Source organism: Shewanella salipaludis (assembly GCF_012911865.1).
Lineage (GTDB): Bacteria > Pseudomonadota > Gammaproteobacteria > Enterobacterales > Shewanellaceae > Shewanella > Shewanella salipaludis.
Genome location: NZ_JAAXYH010000002.1, coordinates 380,245 through 399,228, shown reverse-complemented (window position 1 = coordinate 399,228; position 18,984 = coordinate 380,245). Strand labels below are relative to the sequence as shown.

General features: G+C 56.2%; 15 protein-coding genes and 1 pseudogene. 8 read left to right on the top strand and 8 right to left on the bottom strand.

What is annotated here, in order from left to right; all coding sequences use genetic code 11:
- Positions 1–55 precede the first annotated feature (55 nt).
- The gene (locus tag HC757_RS04785; RefSeq protein WP_169563156.1) at positions 56–1,882 is read left to right on the top strand and encodes an amidohydrolase; all 1,827 of its coding nucleotides are present in this window, start codon (positions 56–58) and stop codon (positions 1,880–1,882) included.
- 79 nt (positions 1,883–1,961) lie between these two features.
- Here HC757_RS04785 and HC757_RS04780 read toward each other — a convergent pair whose 3' ends face one another.
- Positions 1,962–3,545 (bottom strand): peptide MFS transporter, encoded by a 1,584-nt coding sequence (locus tag HC757_RS04780; RefSeq protein WP_342343038.1) that lies wholly within the window; start codon positions 3,543–3,545, stop codon positions 1,962–1,964.
- 408 nt (positions 3,546–3,953) lie between these two features.
- On the opposite strand from HC757_RS04780, the gene HC757_RS04775 reads away from it, so the two are divergent.
- The 7 genes and pseudogenes from HC757_RS04775 (at position 3,954) to HC757_RS04750 (ending at position 10,646) form a co-directional block, all read left to right on the top strand.
- A complete protein-coding gene (locus HC757_RS04775) occupies positions 3,954–5,780 on the top strand; it encodes a M20/M25/M40 family metallo-hydrolase (RefSeq protein ID WP_169563155.1) in 1,827 nt (608 codons plus the stop codon).
- Between the two features lie 244 nt (positions 5,781–6,024).
- Positions 6,025–6,270: pseudogene (locus HC757_RS19220) on the top strand (GFA family protein); the annotation flags it as partial.
- A gap of 175 nt (positions 6,271–6,445) precedes the next feature.
- Positions 6,446–6,757: a hypothetical protein gene (locus HC757_RS04770; RefSeq protein WP_169563154.1), complete on the top strand. Its 312-nt coding sequence runs from the start codon at positions 6,446–6,448 to the stop codon at positions 6,755–6,757.
- 220 nt (positions 6,758–6,977) lie between these two features.
- Positions 6,978–8,699, top strand: coding sequence for a phospho-sugar mutase (locus tag HC757_RS04765; RefSeq protein WP_169563153.1), 1,722 nt, complete (start codon positions 6,978–6,980; stop codon positions 8,697–8,699).
- Positions 8,700–8,841: 142 nt separating this feature from the next.
- Complete coding sequence (locus HC757_RS04760; protein WP_169563152.1) at positions 8,842–9,228, top strand: VOC family protein; 387 nt, start codon at positions 8,842–8,844, stop codon at positions 9,226–9,228.
- A gap of 34 nt (positions 9,229–9,262) precedes the next feature.
- Positions 9,263–9,724, top strand: coding sequence for a GyrI-like domain-containing protein (locus HC757_RS04755; protein ID WP_169563151.1), 462 nt, complete (start codon positions 9,263–9,265; stop codon positions 9,722–9,724).
- A gap of 232 nt (positions 9,725–9,956) precedes the next feature.
- Complete coding sequence (locus HC757_RS04750) at positions 9,957–10,646, top strand: helix-turn-helix transcriptional regulator (protein ID WP_169563150.1); 690 nt, start codon at positions 9,957–9,959, stop codon at positions 10,644–10,646.
- Between the two features lie 133 nt (positions 10,647–10,779).
- Here the strand turns inward: HC757_RS04750 and HC757_RS04745 are convergent, their stop codons facing one another.
- The 7 genes from HC757_RS04745 to panP all read right to left on the bottom strand — a co-directional run bounded on the left by HC757_RS04745 (position 10,780) and on the right by panP (position 18,806).
- Positions 10,780–11,463 (bottom strand): glutathione S-transferase family protein, encoded by a 684-nt coding sequence (locus HC757_RS04745; RefSeq protein WP_169563149.1) that lies wholly within the window; start codon positions 11,461–11,463, stop codon positions 10,780–10,782.
- Positions 11,464–11,799: 336 nt separating this feature from the next.
- Positions 11,800–13,044 (bottom strand): aerolysin family beta-barrel pore-forming toxin, encoded by a 1,245-nt coding sequence (locus HC757_RS04740; protein WP_280520975.1) that lies wholly within the window; start codon positions 13,042–13,044, stop codon positions 11,800–11,802.
- Positions 13,045–13,673: 629 nt separating this feature from the next.
- Positions 13,674–15,191 carry a hypothetical protein gene (locus HC757_RS04735; RefSeq protein WP_169563147.1) on the bottom strand — a complete coding sequence of 506 codons (1,518 nt, stop codon included), beginning with the start codon at positions 15,189–15,191 and terminating at the stop codon, positions 13,674–13,676.
- A 250-nt stretch (positions 15,192–15,441) separates the two neighbouring features.
- A complete protein-coding gene (locus tag HC757_RS04730) occupies positions 15,442–15,744 on the bottom strand; it encodes an AzlD domain-containing protein (protein WP_169563146.1) in 303 nt (100 codons plus the stop codon).
- Positions 15,741–16,520: an AzlC family ABC transporter permease gene (locus tag HC757_RS04725; RefSeq protein ID WP_169563145.1), complete on the bottom strand. Its 780-nt coding sequence runs from the start codon at positions 16,518–16,520 to the stop codon at positions 15,741–15,743. The genes HC757_RS04730 and HC757_RS04725 overlap by 4 nt, the downstream gene beginning before the upstream one ends.
- Before the next feature lie 178 nt (positions 16,521–16,698).
- The gene (locus HC757_RS04720; RefSeq protein ID WP_169563144.1) at positions 16,699–17,031 is read right to left on the bottom strand and encodes a YceK/YidQ family lipoprotein; all 333 of its coding nucleotides are present in this window, start codon (positions 17,029–17,031) and stop codon (positions 16,699–16,701) included.
- 131 nt (positions 17,032–17,162) lie between these two features.
- Complete coding sequence (gene panP / locus HC757_RS04715) at positions 17,163–18,806, bottom strand: pyridoxal-dependent aspartate 1-decarboxylase PanP (protein WP_169563143.1); 1,644 nt, start codon at positions 18,804–18,806, stop codon at positions 17,163–17,165.
- Positions 18,807–18,984 lie beyond the last annotated feature (178 nt).

Genomic DNA, 18,984 nt, shown 5'->3' with positions numbered 1-18,984 from the left:
GTTTACACTGAGTTTTCGGCCTTTCGAATACTTTCCCGTAAACAGGAGTTACCTCATGGCACACTCACACGAACATCACGAAGCACTCGGCTGCTCTTGTTGCAGCCCACTGTGGCGACATCTGTTGCCATCCATGCCGGTTGAAGACTTTAACGCGCTGCAAGTACCGGCCATTACCGTGCCCCAGACGTTGATCTTCTACGCCAAAGATCCCGAGCTTGAACAACCCGGGGTGATCCAGACCTTGGCCGGTGGGCAAGCTGTGGAAGTGGAAGCCATAGGTTTCCATGAAGGTAAGGTGGTGATCGCCGGCATCGCGGCCGAGGTGGAGGCCGGGATGCCGGCCAATGCGCAGAAGCATTACCTGAGTAACGGCCAGACGCTGTTGCCCGGCTTCCTTGAGCCCCATGTTCATATCTTACCGACGGCGTTCTTGAATGCGTGTGGGGAGGATGTCAGCCCCTTCGACGGACAGAGGTTGCGCGCCGGCTACAATCGTCGTTGGGTGCTGAAGACTTTGCAAGGCAAGTTGCCTGCAGATCCGGGAGAGTGGCTGATCGGCAACGGTGTAGACCCTTCACTGTTCGATACCCGGGCAGAGCGGGAATTCAATGCCGAGCTGCTCGATAGCGTGTCCCTGACCCAGCCGATATTCGTCATCAATGCTTCCCTGCATCTGGCCTATGTCAATACGGCAGCCCTGAGGCGTTATTACCCCGAAGGGATCCCGCCGGACAAAGCCAATGGCATCTTGGCCGAGGCGGAGGAAATGCTGCCTTTCATCAACTTGCTTCCCAAACCCACGGCATTGGAAATGAACCAAAAGGTCGGCGATATCTTTAAGATCGCCGCCCAGCGGGGGGTGACTTACCTGCATGATGCGGGTATTGAAGCGAGTGACAAGGCCGGCTTGTCACAGGCAGATTATCTCAAGTTCAGGGCTTACCTGCCCGGCAACAAGGTCCGTATCGGCGGTGCCTTGGTGGCACTCGGACAAGCGGACATAGATCGTATCAAGAAGATACACACACCCGACTCTGGCACTGCCCACTTCAATCTGTCGTTCATCAAACTGGTTTCCGACGGTTCAGGCCAAGGGTTGACGGCTGCCTTGCCCATGGATCAACCATATCATTGCAATGCCGAATACCAGTTGGAGCCGCCATACAACATCACCGGCATATTCAATTTCCATCCTGTCAGTGAATTCGATGACTTGGTTGTCGAGGCCAACAAGGCCGGATGGCCGCTGATGATCCATGCCAATGGCGATCGGGCCCTGCAGTTGACGCTCGATGCCTATGCCAAGGTCGGCAACAGCGAAGCGAGACAACGCTCACGTATCGAACACGCCTCGCTGCTGAGCGACGAGCGACTGGAGCAGATGCAGCAACTTGGTGTCTCACCGAGCTTTCTCATCGGCCACGTAGGTTATTGGGGCTATGCGTTCCAGAGCACTATTTTCGGTGCACAGCGTGCCAACATACTCGACCGTTGCCAGTCTGCCATCAACAAAGGCATGCGCATCAGCCTGCACAGCGACAACAGTGTCACGCCGCTGGGGCCTCTGAGAATGATGGAGCAGTCCATCACCAGGCTGATGGAGGCTGCGCCGGGCGAGGGGCCGGATGTGCTCAATGAGGCCGAGCAAATATCCCGTCTGGACGCCCTCAAGGCCATGACCTGGGATGCCGCATGGCAATGCCGGGCCGAGCAATGGCTGGGTTCACTTGAGCCAGGGAAATGTGCCGACTTCGTGATCCTGGCGCAGGATCCACTGACGTTCGGCATGGATAATGGTGCGCTCGGTGCGAAGGGCATGCGGGATATTGCGGTACTCCAGACCTGGAAAGACGGCAGGCTGACACACCCTCTGTCGTAACGTCCCCTGTAACAGTCGCTGCTCTGCACCGCCATGCGGCTGCAGAACAGCGACTCTCGACAACGGTAGCTTAAGAGCCTCAGTCCTTCTCGTGCATCATTCTCTTCATCAGCGGGGCCAGGACCAGGAAGACAGCGGCGACGACTATGCCTATCTGGGCGGAGAAGATGAATAGCTGCTCGTACAGGGACATGGCACCGGCGATATCGCTGATGACGCCCCCCTGGGTGTCTATGGCGGCGAGCTTGTTCAGTTCGGCGGCGAGGATCTCCGAGTAGGAGGTGCCGAGGAACCAGGCACCCATCATCAGGCTGACCACGCGTTTGACCGACAGTTGAGTCACGGCCGACAGGCCTATGGGAGACAGCAACAGCTCGCCGATTTCCAGTACGAAATAGGCGCCGATCAGGAACCAGATGCTGACCAGGCCTGAAGCCAGCGGCAGTTGGATCCCCAGCACAAGTATCATGAACGACAGGCCGGCGAACATCAGCCCCAGGGCCATCTTCACCGGTTTGCTCGGGTCCCAATTCCTCTTCGCCAGCGCCGGCCAGAGCCAGGCGAACAGCGGCGACAGGGTGATGACGAAGAAGGCGCCGAGGAAGGTCAGCTGGCCGGCGCTCCACTGCAAGCCGAACAGGCTGCGATCCATGACCCTGTCGGAGAAGGCCACCCAGGAGCCGTAGGTCTGCTCATACAGCCCGAAGAACATCAGGCCGGCGATGATGAAGAGGATCAGGGTCAGCATCTGTTGACGCTCCACCGAGTTGCAATGTTTGATCATGAACCAGCCAATCCCCAGCGTCAGCACCAGGGTGATGGAATGCAGGAACCACAATACCGGGCTCACCGCCGGCAGTAGGCTGTTGACTGCTATCAATATTGAGTGGGTCTGCACCAGGCCCCACACCAGGAAGATGCTGCTCAGGCCTCCCAGATAGATCCAATGCTCGGTGCGTATGCCGACGGTCTTCTTCAGTAATTTTTGCGGCTCTCTGGGCTCGGCATGGCCCTGGAGGTATTTCTGGCCACGGATGAAGACGAGCAGGCCGGTCAGCATGCCTATGCCTGCCAGGCCGAAGCCGTATTTCCAGCCGTAGGTCTCTCCCAGATAGGCGCAGATCAGCGGGGCTATGGTGGCGCCCAGGTTGATGCCGGCATAGAAGATGGTGAAACCCGAGTCGCGTCTGGGGTCCTGTGGCGGGTAGAGTTGGCCGACTATGGTGGAGATGTTGGGCTTGAGGAAACCGACCCCGACTATGATGAGTGACAGGGAGAAATAGAATACCTGCAGGGCCTGTTCGTCCCGCACCACCTCTCCGGCGACCAGCATGGCCTGGTGCCCCTCGAATGCCATCCCCAGATGGCCCAGCACCAAGAGGATGCCGCCGAACACCACGGCCTTGCGCATGCCCAGATAACGGTCGGCCAACAGGCCCCCTATGACAGGCATGGCATAGACCAGGGCGCCGTAGGCCCCTATGACGTTATAGCCGTACTCGTCGCTGAACAGGTGATACTTGATCAGGTACAGGAACAGCAGGGCTTTCATGCCATAGAAGGAAAACCTCTCCCACATCTCGGTGAAGAAGCAGACGAACAGTCCCTTGGGATGCCCCAGGACCAAGTCTTGGGGAAAATGCTCATTGAGTTCGGCAGGCACGTAAATTCTCCATCTGGGCCAGCTAATGGCGCTAAGTGTTATTTTTGTTGTTTTGCCCGCTTGTCCTTATGCAGCGAACCGAGCATGTTGCAGTAAATCATACAATTGAGTGAATGAACAAGATGTTGCTATTAAATACGCCATACGGCAGGGCGGGCCGCAGACCGCGTCGTTACCGCTTTCAACCGGGAGCGGTTGTTTTTATGTCTGCATAAATTTGCTGTTTCATTACTTTTATTGGCTGTATCTACTACATTTACACGGGATTAAAAAATCCTCAGCAAAACTAATGACTTCCAAAGTCAGTGTTCGACCCTAACTGAGAGGATGGAACCGGGTTTTACCGTACGGCTCGTATTAGGCTCGTCCAAGGGAGTGGATATTCAATCATTGAAGGAACAATAATCTATGAAAGCCAGTATTAAAACCGCTTTGTTATCCTTGGCACCGCTGATGGTGTTGACTCAGGTGCAGGCGAAAGATCTGTGGATCACCGCAGACAGCGATACCCTCAATACCCTGAAACAAGTCCAGGCCGTGATCCCTGAGCAGATGAATGCCCTGATGCCACAGCAGCGACTCATCGCCCGCGTCCCAGAGCAGGCCATCTTGAAACTCAGCACCCTGATGCATGAGCAGCATAATCGCTGCGGCGGTTTCACAGTGCATGAGTCGCAGCAGCAGGCGCTGTTGGCGAGTCAACTGCCCATCAGTTTGGCGCAGTTCAATCCACCTGAGATAGGCCAGCAGCAGAAGGTGACCACGGCGATCGCCGCCGTGTCCGGTGACAATATCATCACCACCATAGGCGCCATGTCGAACTTCACCAACAGGTACTACACCAGCAGCCATGGCCAGAATGCGGCCATCTGGCTGGCGGACGAGTGGACCTCCATGGTCCAAGGCTACAGCTGGGCCTCTGTGAGTCGTTATGATCACTCAGCCTGGGGCCAGGACTCAGTGGTGCTGACCCTGCAGGGCAGCAGCCAGGCGCAGGAGATAGTGGTGCTGGGCGGGCATCTGGATTCGATCAATGGCGGTAACACGGGCGAGTCGGCCCTGGCCCCAGGGGCAGATGACAACGCCTCGGGGATAGCGACCCTGACAGAGATCTTGCGGGTCTTCATGGCCCAGGGCAACCAACCCGGCCGTACCATTAAGTTCATAGGTTACGCCGCCGAAGAAGTGGGTCTCAGGGGGAGTCAGGCGATAGCCAACGAGGCGGCGAGCAATAATCAGCAAGTCATCGCCGTGATGCAGCTGGATATGACGGCCTATGCCGGCAGCGTCGAAGACATAGTCTTCATGGACGACTACACGGACAGCAAGCTCAATCAATACATGACCCAGTTGCTGGATGCCTATCTGCCGAGCGTCAATTACAGTTACAGCACCTGTGGTTACGGCTGCTCGGATCATGCCTCATGGCATAACGCCGGCTTCTCGGCCACCATGCCGTTCGAGTCCACCATGGGCTCCCACAACAATGCCATCCACACGGCCAACGATACCCTGGCACAGTTCAATTACAGTGCCGACCATGCGCTGAATTTTGCCAAGCTCGGCGCCGCCTTCGCCCTGGAGTTGGGGTTCGGCGAGGCCTTGCCGCTGCCGACGGCAACGCCTCTGGAGAATCAAATCCCGATCTCGAATATCGCCGGCGCCACGGGAAGCGAAAATCTCTATGTGATGACAGTGCCGGCCAATGCCAGCCAGCTGACCATAGGCAGCTCGGGTGGCAGCGGCGATGCGGATCTCTATGTCAGGCAGGGGCAGGTGCCGACATCGTCCAGCTATGATTGCCGTCCCTACAAGGGGGGCAACGATGAGCAATGCAGTTTCACCTCGCCGGTAGCGGGCGATTACTATGTGATGCTGCAGGGTTACAGCAGTTATGCGGGTTTGACCTTAAGCGGCAGCTATAACACGGGCTCAGGCGGCGATTCCGGAGTGTTGACGGATCTCAGCGCGTCCGCTGAGTGGCTGTATCACACTGTGACAGTGCCGAGCGGCATGAGCTCGCTGACTGTGACCATCAGCGGCGGCACAGGCGATGCCGACTTATACCTCAAGGCCGGCAGCCAACCTACGGGTTCCAGTTATGCCTGTCGCCCCTATAAGAGTGGCAATGAAGAAAGTTGCACCATCAATAATCCTCAGGCCGGCGAGTGGTACATAGGGATCAACCCCTATGCTGCCTTCAGCGGCGTGACCCTGAACTGGCAGTATCAGTGAGGTGTCGTGATGAAGCAGCGTGCGGCTGAGGGGTAACAGGCCAAACGTTCACTGCGCCGCTGCCTCGGGCAGCGGCGCTTTTTTTAGCCAGGTAGCGGCCATGGCTGCGCCTGTTCTGCCGACGGCATTCGCCTGCCGAACCGAAAATGAATGCTTTTCATCGAGTGAGTAAGCTCGTTTAATAGGGCAAGATCATTGTGTTGCGAGAGAAGAAGATACCAGGATGTAAAGACATGCCGGCTGCAGCTGCGGCCAATTGACGCTCACTGCCAAAGGGGAACCCGTCCGGGTCTCTGCGTGTCATTGCAGCGCTTGCCAGATCCGCACCGGCAGCGCGTTCGGGGTACAGGTGCGCTGCACTCTTTCCAACTGCACTCTGCGACAGCGTGCGACAGCGCGGCAGCTGACTCCAACACCTAGGCCGAGATCCAACCCGGTCTTTTTTGTCGTTCCACAGGGATTCATCTATATTAAGTTGAACGGTCATTGATTAACACATGGTCAGTTTCCGTCCTGGGTCATGGATGCCAACGTATGGGTATAATAGAGTTAAGTAATTAATAAAGATGAAAAATACATAACTGCTTAGCCGTCGTTGTTCAGCCGGTAAACGGGTCGGTTTGAGGCGAGCGAGCCAGAAATCCAATGGCATGGGAGATACAAGAATGTCTATGGTAAGTGCGAAGGAATTTGCTAATTGGCTATACAAACGCTTCGAAGAGGTTGAGCAGGGTGTGAGTCTCACCCGCGAAGACATAAATCAACTCACGGGCCGGCAAAATTTTTCCCTGGTGTTCGTGCATGATATTCACTATGAGCTGATGCAGAGCGGCATGGCGTTCGTCACAGATACCTCGAGGGAGAATTTCTTTTTGGTGCGCGTGTGTGATAAGCCCTGGCGTGAGCAGCTGGAACACCAGCAGCAGAAAGACCAGGATTCGATCCTGAATGTGGTGTCGATAAATCTATCGCGTTAACCGGGGCTTGCCGCCGCAGCACGGCATCAGGCTCGAACATGAGTCTGGGCCTTTACCGCATACACCTCTCCCCTGTGGCGCCGTTCGAGTCGCGGCCTCGAGGGCGCCTCAGCCTATGCCAGTCCATCCCTGCCGTGCTCGGGTAATTAATGCAAATTCGCTTGTTCTATGCCAGAGTTTTTCTTAATGTGACTCAAGCTTAGGTTGAACGAGGTGCTCAATGAATACCCATCTGCAATTACAGTTGAAGCATTGGCTGGAAAAAGATCCCGACCCCCACACCCGGGCCCAGCTGCAAGCGCTGATCCAGGCGCAGGATGAGGCTGAGCTTGCCGCCCGTTTCGCCGGTCGGCTGGAATTTGGCACCGCCGGGCTGCGCGGCGTGGTTGGCCCTGGCCCCATGGGCATGAATCGCTTGGTGATATGCCAGACGTCGGCGGGGCTGGGCAACTATCTGTTGCGGCAGGTGAAAGACGCGGCGGTGCGCGGGGTGGTGATAGGTTTCGATGGCCGCCATGATTCCCGCCAGTTCGCCCACGACGCCGCCAGCGTCTTGACCGCCATGGGCATCAGGGTTCGTTTGACCGCCAGGGTGGCGCCGACGCCGCTGGTGGCTTTCGGGGTGAAACACTTCGATGCCGCGGCCGGGATAGTGGTGACCGCCAGTCACAATCCTCCCGAGTACAACGGTTATAAGGTCTACTGGGAGAATGGTGCCCAGATCATTCCGCCCCATGACAAAGGTATCGCCGCCTGTATCGAACAGGCGGCCACCCAGGACATTCCCTTCCTGGATCAGAGCCTGGCGACCAAGTTGGGCAAGCTCAGTTGGTTGCAGGATGATTTCTATCAGCTATACCGCCGCGGCATAATGCACGCCGAGGTATTGCAGAGCGCCATTCCGCCCGAGGGCGTGAGCCTGGCCTACACCGCCATGCATGGGGTCGGCGCCGAGATGGCCGAGACAGTGCTCGCCGATGCGGGTTTCAATTTGGTGTATTCGGTGGCGGCCCAGCGTGAGCCTGACGGTGATTTTCCTACGGTCAACTTCCCCAACCCTGAAGAGCCGGGAGCCATGGATCTGGTGATCGCCGAGGCCCAAAAGCATGGCGCCATGCTGGCCTGTGCCAACGACCCGGATGCCGATCGCTTCGCCGTGGCGGTGCGCCGGGACGACGGTGACTACCGGATGCTGACCGGCGATCAGGTCGGCGCCTTGCTGGGGCATTACCTCCTGGGTCACGCCGCCCTCGACCATAGGCTGACGGGCACCACCTTAGTGTCTTCCAGCCTGCTGTCCAAGATTGCCGCCAGTTTCAACAGCCAGACTTATACCACACTGACAGGATTCAAATGGCTGATGAATGTCGCCATCGCCAAGTCGAAAGCCGAGAACCGTTTCCTGTTCGCCTACGAAGAAGCCCTGGGCTATACGGTGGGTGACATGGTGTGGGACAAGGATGGCATCTCGGCGCTACTGGCCTTCGCCCAGCTGACTGCCGAATTAACCGCCCAGGGGCTGACGCTCTGGGACAGGCTGGAGCAGATTTACCGCCGGCATGGTCTGCACCTCAACGCCCAGGTGAGCATAGCGCTCAAGCCGGGTACCCCAGACATAGGCGCCTACTTGCGTGAACATCCGCCCGAGGCCATCGCCGGTTTCCGGGTGCTGGAGACCGAAGATCTCAAAAGCAGTCTGCGCCGCTTCGCCGATGGCCGCAGCGAGGCCATAGAGCTGCCCGCCAGCGATGTGTTGCTCTACCGCCTGGAGGGGGGAGCCAGGGTGATAGTGCGGCCGTCCGGCACAGAGCCCAAGATCAAGTGTTATTACGAGCTGGTGGAACCCCTTAACCCCGACGACAGCCTGGACAGTGCCAACGGCCGTGCCGACAAGGCCATGGCGAATTTCATCCAGGCCCATCAGGCCAGCCTGCCAAAGTAACTATTTTTTCATCTGCGCCAAGCCTACTGACACTATGCTGTCAGTAGGTGGGCCTTATGCTGCTTCCTGTCGGCCAAACTGTGTAGTTCCAATTCGTTGGCCACTGAAATTTATATGGATTTTCAACAAGGAGAGCATCAATATGTTACCAATTGCACCTCTGGTCTGGGGCGAAATCCCAGTGACAGATATGGACAGAGCCATCGCATTTTATCAGCATCATTTCACCCTGGCGTTCAAAAATGAAACCATGGGGGACATGGAATATGCCGTGCTGCTGACAGAGCAGCCGGATGCCGCCAGCATAGGGCTGATCAAGCACACGGGCACAGAGCCTTCACTGCAGGGATCTGTGGTCTATCTGCATCTGAGTGATAAACTGCAGCCCTTGCTGGACAGGCTGGCGTCGGCCGGCGTCGAGATCCTCATGCCGGCAACGGGCATTAAGGACGGCGAATGCGGCTATTGCGCCCAGTTTGTCGACAGCGAAGGCAACAGGGTTGGCTTGTGGGCCAGAGATTTGGCATAAGCGAGCGTCGAAGGGCAGGGAACAGGAGTCGAAATTGAAATTGATACACTTGGATGACAAGCAGATACATGGGCTCAAGGTACGCACCAATAATGCGGCCGAGATGCAACCTGCGTCGGGCAAGATAGGGCCCCTATGGCAGCAATTCCATGCCAGGTACGGGAGCCGCCTCAATGCCGGCACACCAGTGTATGGGGTCTACCATGAGTATCAATCCGATATGCATGCCGACTTCAGTGTCCTGGCCGGCACAACAGCAGACTCTCTGGCGGCCGCCTCGGCGGATAACGCCATGGCCGAGGTCACTCTGGTGGCCGGAGACTACCTGCAGTTCAGCGCCGAGGGGGAGATGCCAGGGAGCGTGATTGACCTCTGGGGCCGGGTGTGGGCCTATTTCGCCTCGGCCGATTGCCCATACCGCCGCCGCTATCTGACCGACTTCGAATGTTATCCCAATGACAGCCGGGTCGAGATCTGCATTGGGGTGGTAGGCTAAAGAAGGGATGAGCGAGAAGATGACTGGGGTTTGAATAACTGTGGTTTGAATGCCAGTGGTCTGAATGACTGTGGCCTGAAGGCGTAGGCCCGCCGGCCACTGCATAGCCAAGCCAGATCTGCATGCAGATCTGGCTTTTGCTTGGGGCGACTCTTGCACTTGCCAATGGCGCAACAGTGTCAACAAGCGATAGGGTCAACAAACTGAGTGTCAAAGGGAGAACAGAGACGGGATGCGCCGCGCCGACAGATTATTTCAACTGGTCCAGATCCTGCGTCACCGACGCCTGACCACGGCCGCCGAACTGGCCGAGCGGCTCGAGGTCTCGACCCGTACCATCTACCGTGACGTGCAGGACCTCTGCCTGAGTGGTATTCCCATAGAGGGTGAGGCCGGGGTGGGCTACCTGCTGCGCCACGAGGTCAATGTGCCGCCACTCATGTTTACCGAGGCCGAGCTCGAGGCGATACAGGTGGGCATGCGCATGGTGCAGACCTGGGGCGGCAAGGAGCTGGGCAGCGCCGCCAAACAGGCGCTGATCAAGGTCGAAGCCGTGTTGCCCGCCAGGTTGCAGCGTAACCAGTCGCTGATGTTTTCCCCGGACTTCTATCTGGATTCGGATGAGTTCCAGTTTTTGGATCCCTTGCGCAATGCCGCCAGCGCCCGCGAATATGTGAAGCTCTGCTATCAGGATGCCAATCGGGTGCAGACCGAGCGGGAAGTGCGTCCGCTGGCCATCTACTTCTGGCGCGGCACCTGGACCCTGCTGACCTGGTGTGAGCTTAGAGCCGATTTTCGTAACTTCAGGGTGGATCGCATAGTGGCGCTGGATAAATTGGGACGCTTTTTCCCTGTGAGCCCGGGCCAGGAGCGGGACGACTTCATGCGCTTGATGGCGGCTTGCCGAAGCCGACAGGCATGAGGCTAAGGGCAGAGGCACTGGACGCGCCGGCTGACCCTCATAGGCTCACGTTATGGGCCGATTCGCCTAGCTCCCAGCCCCCAATAGGTTCGGTTGCAAGTGGCAGCCGACCGGCGTCGGCCGCCTGCCGAGCTCAATTTGTCCGCAGATCTTCCAGCCAGACCCCCGCCTCTCTGGCCTCGGTTTCGTGCTCCTCGTCGCGCCAGGGTTCGGCCAGCGCCGCCTCATACCAGGCTTGCATGCCGGGCAGTGCCAACAGGTGTTGTACATAGGCCTGAGCGCTGGCAGACAGGGGCGGGGCGTAACTCTGGGCTCGAAAGGCCAGTGGGGCGAAGAAGGCATCGACGGCGCTGAAGTGCTCGCCCGCCAGGAAGGGGCCGCCGAAGCGCGTGAGCCCCTGTTGCCAGAGGCTGTCTATTCGCCGCCATTCCGCCTCGAGGGAGTCGGGCCATTGATGCAGCCTTACCCTCAGGCCGCAGTTCATGGTGCAGCCGTTGCGTATGGCGCCGAAACCTGAATGCATCTCGGCGGCGGCACAGCGTGCCCAGGCGCGGGCGACGCGATCGGCGGGCCAGATCTCCGGCACCTGCTCGGCCAGGTATTCTATGATTGCCAGTGAATCCCACACCAGGATCTCGCCATCCTGCAGGCAGGGTACCTTGGCTGTCGGTGAAAAGCTGCTGAAGCGACTCGCGTTTTCCTGGCCGCCGAAGGGCACCAGTTTTTCTTCGAATGTCAGCCCCAATTGGGTCATGAGGATCCAGGGGCGCAGCGACCAGGATGAGTAGTTTTTATTGGCTATATAGAGAGTAAGCAAGATAGGGCTCCCAATGGGTGAGTCACGGCAGAAGCAAATGCACAAGCAAATGCACGAGCAAGAGTGGCTTGCTCGGCCAGAATGGAACTCAGTCTAAATCCTGGCGTGCTTGGGGAGAAGTCATTTTATTGGAAATGTGTTTTTCTTCAAGGGAATGGATGACTCAGGTTAGCCGAGGGATCAGCTGTCGCCAATCCCCGGCAAAGCCTTAAAAACAGCTGTGTTTGGATGTAATAAACCCCGGCGCGAGCGTCGGGGTTTAACGCCGGGGCTTCATCCGTCCAGGCTATGAAGATCTCCGACTCCTGTGGTTAGCGACACTGAGGTGAAGATAACTCAGTTGTTCAACATCATATCGCTTGGCTGGGTAACGCTGAGGTTGTCGATGAGCCCCTCATGGTCGTTGTTTTCTATGTCTCCGACCACTATCTCAATGTTGTTGTTATTGAACCCGAAACTTTGGCTTTGGACCCCAGGGCGGTTGGCCATGTCTTCATCTGTCAGGGGAAGAGCCGCACCTGCATCTATATAGAATTGGCTCGAGTCTATGGTCGTAAACTTGCCGGAAATAGGCGCGCCATGCTTTCTCGCTAAATTAGCCAGATGCCATTCGAACCAACTCTTATTCGTTGAGGAGGTCACGGCCGCCGGCCAATCCCAGACACCATAACCGTAAATATCCTGATGCAGATATTGATCTATTATCGATTCCGGCCCGTTCAGGTTATTGGCATTGGCACCCCCGAAGGTGTAGGGGAAATTGGGTCTGTCTGTAGGATGATCTATATGGGCATTGCCTCCCCAGCGCAGGAAGTTCTCATATTTAACGTCATACATCATGAACATATTTGAGCTGTAGGGAATATCTGCCTTCTGTTTGAATAGGGTTATCGAGACATAACGTTTGCTGCGCGGTGGCATAGTCGCGTTATATTGTGCCTGGGCAGAGATGCTGGTGCTGTCGCCATTGGTTTCGCTCCAGCCTTGGCTGGCTGAAAATTCAGCACTGATTTCCGAACTCGCTCCCCCCAACCCAGGGATCCCAACCTCATATTTATTGGTTACCCCGATTTTCTCGGAAAATGAAAAGTTATCGGTTTTTGCCCAGCTGGTGGTGCGATTGTAATTCAGGGTTGCCAGGCCGGTATCTTCGCTGTCTCCCCAGTTATAGACAACAAAGGGGACAGTATAAAGGGCTTCGCGCTCATATATCTGCGGCGTACCCAGAGTGAGATCTTGCGGGTTGGTCACGAAGTGTATGTTCTTCAGGTTGACTTTCAGGCGTTCGCTGGACCAGTAGCCGCCGGCATAGGGATCATTGCTGTTGTAACGGGCATTGAGGCTATACTCGGTAGCCGATTCCCTTTTCACCGCTATGTCTTGACCCACATATTGGGATGCGGTGCCGCCGGCCCAGGCATAACCCAGGTGATGACCGAGGTAGAAGAGGGAGCCGATGAATGAAGGATCATTAATCACATTATTTTTCAGCGAATCAAGATCCGGTGAAGCGTGCTCTACCATAGAGAGCTTGGGGATAGTATTTGGGATTGCAGCTTCGACCAAGCTGGAAACCGTCATAAATGCCGTTAAACAGGATAGTGTTATTATATTTAAACCAGATGTTATCTTCATTATTATTCCTTTACTTTAATAATTCCATTGTACAGTTACGTGCCTATGGGAATTATATGTACAGCTCCTTTACCATATAAGTATCATTACATCTTGGCACTTATTTAAACTAGCATTTTTAAATTTACCCGGTCAATTTAAAAAAATAAATAAATCTCAGACTGTTTAAGTTATGTTAAATTTGTTTAATTATTGATCTGCGACAATTTTAATTAATTTATATTAAATTTAATCAAATAAACAGTTTAACTTGTTTTGTGGTGGGTCATTCGGTAATTAACCGCTTGCCGTGTTTTTATTTAATGAGATGTCGTTCCTTATTTTTAATAAGGATTAAATAACATGCCGTGTTTAAACTTCATGGATGACAATAATATCGAAGGAGTAAGGAGAAGTTTTGACTAATGCTTTAGTCTATGTCGGTATCCATGTTTGTCTATGAGTTTATCTTCTAATTACCAGAGTGTGTAAAAGCATGATGAAGAAGCAGGAAAGTGAAGAAGAAAAAATGAAGAAGAAAAAAGTGAAGAAGCAGCAAGCCGAACTGCTTCTCCATTATCAAGGCTACCTGTGAGTTAACGTGATGGCAGGGTACCGTCGAATCGGCGGATTTTTATGTTGTTTTTCAGTTTATCTTGGTCTTGTTGCCACTCTTGCCATTGCGTCAGGCTGATGCTGAGCTGCAGCGAGAAGTCGGTCGAGATCCATTGCTTCTGCCCTTGGGCATAATCGGGCGCGGGGACAATGTCTTTCGGTCCGCTGAAAGAGCTGGAGCACATGAAAGATTTGAAATACACCTGATCTATGGCCAAGTCGAAATCGCTCGGCGAGGTCATGCATTGACCGCTGCCCTTCTTCTGATAGGAGGCGAACTGGTACATGATGGCGGGGGTATTGTTGCCGCTGTCGGGCACAGAGGCCGTTTGATGGCAGGAGAGACAACTGCTCTGGGCATTGTCGGCCGGGCCATTGAGTCGGCTGTCACAGCCCAGATGGCCTGCATTTGTCTGGGCATTCAGTCTGCCGGCGACGTCCTGGAATATGGCGCTGTCTTTCAGGCCTGTCACAGGATCTTGAGGATAGGCGGCGGCCCCGCTGCCAAGCGGCGGCGTGTCGTTGCCCCACATCAAGCCCAGGGGGGAAATGCGATCCCATGGATTTTTTTCACTTGCCTTGAATTGGCCATCGGCGACGAAAGTGCCATAGGCCCAACCTACGGGGGAGCGACTATCCCGCACCGCTATGTCGAACTGCAGCAGATACACATCGGCGACAGAGCGCGGGCATTGCTCGGTTTCCTGCTGAAAGCTGCATGCCTGGCCATCAGTGCCTGTGCAGCTGCAAAATTCACTGGCACTGATGTTGGCTTGCCATACGGGAACATTCGTGAGGAAGGGATAATTATTGGGGGTGGCCGTGGTAAATAATAACTTGCCTATGACACTGCCTTCATTGAATTGAAAGTTCTGCTGGGGTAATTCAGGCGCCGGCGCCCCCGTCCACACTGTTCCTATACTGCTGCCCGCGGCCGGGTTATAAAAGCCCACGGCCCACATGGTGGTCTTAAGATCTCCTTGATCTGCGATGGTCATGGTGACTGGGGCTTCCCGGGTCAAACCATGGATGAATTCGCGGCCGCTGAGGGGGTCATAGGTTTGGTAGGGTATGTGATACCAGGAGCGCACCGGGTTGTTGCAGAGGTCCCAATCGGTATCGATATCGCCACTGCCTATGTTGCCTTCCTGGATATAGTGCATCACGGCCCATAAATAGCCTCTGGCTTGGGCATGCCTGTCACTCTCGCTCAGACTCTTGTCGAAGGGGTTGAAGGCCCGCCAGGGGGCCGCCTGATCCGCCTTGGCGCCGGAATAGGCATCACTCAGGCGAAAAATAGGGCCTTTCCAGCCAGGATAGGCTTGGTTGATGATCACTTGGTTATCCCACATGCCAGTGTCGTTGAAGGCTGGATCCTGGAAGTAGCTGGGGTAAGCGCCGGTGCAGGTCGATGCCGGTGGCATGTCGGAAGGTTGCGAGGCCAAGCTTGGGAAGGCACAGGCAGAAAGCATGAGTAATGCGGCTAATTTATGTTTCATGATGTCATCCTTGATGAGTTATTCATCCCAAAATTGCTTTATAAGCATAGTGTTAATTTCAGGCGATAGCGAATAATGCCCCAGAGGAGTGTCAAGGCACGCCGGCCGGCAAGATTGCGGCGATGGGGATGCAGCAGGGTAGGGGCAAAGCCGGGCTAACCCAGGCTGAGGCGGGCAGAAACTCTGGCATGGAGCTCAACCCGGTGACACTCTGGCTAGTGGCTAGTGGCTAGTGGCTAGTGGCTAGTGGCTAGTGGATCAGGAAGAAGAGTCCCATGCTCAGGACTGTGGTCAGCAGGGTGTTGCGGGTCAGCAGCGCCAGCGCGGTCGCCACCAAGGCACACACCAGATAGCTATTATCCAGCCCCAGAGCCAGCCGGCCGTCGCGAACGAACACCAGGGGGGCGAAGATGGCGGTGAGTACCGCAGGCGCCGAGTAACCGAGAAAGCTTTGAGTGCGTTTGCTCAGTCGCAGCGGTAACTTAGGCTCGAGCAACAGATGACGGCTGATGAAAACCACGGCCGCCATGCTAAGGATAATCAACCACATCATGCGTCATGTTCCTCATGTGCAGCGCCTGCTTCTGGGGGCCTGCCAGCCTGGGTTCCTGGCATGTCACTTTCCCCCGTCAGCCTGGCGCACACTACTCCGGACGTCATACCGCACAGTGCGGCGATCAGCAACCCGGCTTGCACCTCAAACAGGGCGCAGACCACGGCCAAGGTCAGGGACACCAGCACGCACACGAGTATCGAAGGTTTTTTCACCGTGGGGATCACCAAGGCGATGAAGGTGGCGGCGATGGCGAAATCCAGCCCCAGCTCCCCTAAGTTGTCGATAGACTGGCCCGCCACTATGCCGAGCAAGGTCGCCAGATTCCAGCCCAGGTAGAAACTCAGGCCGCCGCCCAGGGCATACCAGGGATCGAACTTATGCTGTTTGCCTTGATTGGCGATGGCGAACAGTTCATCTGTCAGCAAGAAGCCCAGACCCAGACGCCAGCCCAGGGGCAGTGGGCTTATCTGGCTGCGCATCGCCATGGCATACAGCAAGTGGCGCGAGGTGATGAGCAGGGTAGTGATGAGTATGCTGCCAAGGCCTATGCCGGCTTTGATCATTCCCAGGGCGACCAACTGGGCGCTGCCGGCGAAGATGATCGCCGACATGGCCTGGCTTTCGAGCGGTGTCAGTCCCACCTCCAAGGCAAATGAGCCAGCCAGTATGCCCCAGGGCACCACGGCCAGGGTGAGCGGCAGCACGGCCAGGGTTCCCCTCAGGAAGGCGCCGGCCTTTTGCGGGGCGCTCGATTGTGGCTCAACAGAATTCATGGAAGGCACTCAGGCTCCTAGGTTCGTCATGGCTGGCTTCATGACAGTCAATTGGCAGGGCCATTTTTTTGGGCATCCCCCGGCACTGCTTCACGGCGCTTCCTGTGTTTATACCTTGAAAACCGACCCGGTCGCAATGGGCTCCCAGGTGGCAGTGCCTAAAGGAGTCTGTCGGCTGCTAGTTGACTGCTATGTTGCCGTGCCGGGCTTGTTGGTAGAGGGTATAAGGCAATACCAGGGTATCTGCGGCGGCGGAAAAAACCGTGTCTATGACAAAAAATGGCACGCCGTTGAAACTGCTGCCCAAATCCGTCGTTTGGCTGGGCTCACCTTTGACCAGGCAGACATTGTAGGCGACACCACTGTATATTCTGGGTATTTCATCGCAATAGCTCTTCCTGCCATGGTAGGCAATGTCTATATGCTCCTGCTCCGGGCTCAGGGTGTTAATTGTCGAGCAGGCAGTGAGCAACATCAGGGGGGCAAGGGACAGCAGCTGTTTCAGGGTCATAAAACTTTCCATGTTTTGACTTTCAATGTTGAAGGTTCGACCAGATTAGCGGATGTCTAAGCTAAATGCTTGTTATTTATCGCACCTTTGGCCGACTCGGGCGGAATTTTTCCCACCCGGATGCCTTGGGACTAAAGCAGCGCCATGAGCTTAGGTAAAAACTCCTTATCCAGTGCGGCTATCTGTGTCTGCTCGACCAGCACGGCATCGAGGATCTCCCTGCTGGTCAGGGGATTGGCCAGTACCACCCGGAACACCACCGTATGTTGGCGGAAATAGCGCGCCGGTTGGATGCGGGTGCGCGACACGAAGGACTTGCCCTGCTCGCGTTGATGCTTCTGGATAAACTTGGTCAAGCCGTCGAGCAGTTCGTTGAACTGTGCCAGCCTGGCGATGTCGCCGGCGGCGCACGCCTGCGTCATGGCGCGCTGCACCTGTGCCGGCACATAACGGTAGGTCAGCAGGCATAGCTCGGGGGCCGTGACCAACTCGAAATCTGCCTGTTGGCTTATCTTATCGGCGAAGTAGCGCGCCTTTTCCAGGCTATTGTTGATCAGGATTTCATAGCCCTCACGGCCTATGATCTGCAAACAGGCGTGTACCAGCATGGCCATCCCGGGGCGTGAGCCTTCCAGGGTCTGGCTGCCGAGATCCTTGGAGCCGCGGCGCAATATGTATTCGGCGTGGTGGGCTATGGCATGGGCAAATTCGGGATCTTTGAAGATCACCATGCCGGCACCCATGGGGACGTACATTTGTTTGTGGGCATCTATGGTGACAGAGTCGGCCAGCTCTATGCCGGCGAGCAGATGGCGGTATTTGTTGGATAACAAACTGGCACCGCCCCAGGCGGCATCCACATGGAAATGGCAACCCAGCTCGGCGGCCAGTGCGGCCAGCTCAGGCAGGGGGTCGACATTGCCCGTCTCCGTGGTACCAGCCACCCCTATGATGGCCATCACCTTGACCTTCTTGGCCGCCAGTGCCAGGGCGGTGGCACGCATCTGCTCGACATCGACCTTGTTGTCCGGCCCCGTCGCTATGCTGATGATGTTGTCGCGTCCCAGTCCCAGCAGATCGGCGGCCTTCCCCAGGGAATAGTGACCGCGTTCGGACACCAGGATGGCAAGATCCTCGAAGCCATAGTGGCGCAGCCCACGTAGCAGGCCTTCGCGGGCAATCCCCTTGAAGTCACCGTCGGCCTTGAGCACCTGATTACGGGCTATCCACAGCGCCGTGATGTTGGCGATGGTGCCGCCGGAGCAGAAGGCGCCGAGGGAATGATTGGCGCTATGCATCCAGCTTTGGTAAAAATCCCCATCACGGGCGTAGATCAGATGGTGCATCATGCCGAGCACCTGGCGTTCCAGCGGGGTGAAGGCCTTGGAGGTCTCTATCTTCACCAGGTTCTGATTCAGGCCTATCATCATTTTCGACAGCGGCAAGACGAAATAGGGCAGGGCCGAGGTCATGTGGCCTATGAAGCTGGGCGCCGCCGTATGCACAGAGTGTGCCACCAGGCTATGCATTATCTCGTCCGTATAGTCGGACACAAACCTCGGGGCACTGGGGATGTCGAAGGCCTGGAAATCGGTTTCGATTTCCGCCAAGGGTTTTTCCAGTGCGGCTATGCTTTCGCCCAGAAAGCCCGCCAAATCCGCCGACAATTTCTGCTCTATGATGCTGAGGGTGGAATCCGCCGCCTCGGGCACGGTAAATATGCGCATCAGGCTGTCTTCGGATGCTGTCGCTTGGCGGGGATGCTGAGTTTTCATAGGGCGTGCCGTCTGTCTATTCGTCTTGCGTAACCGCATGGCGCGCGTGAGCAAATCGCCATGATGCGGAGTCTTGAAAAAGGGAGCTCACTTTACTGCAAGCCTCATAGCGCATCAAGGGATAAAACCAAAGTCTTGTGGCCCGACTCTGGGTTAGTCGCTATTGGCATTGGGTTAG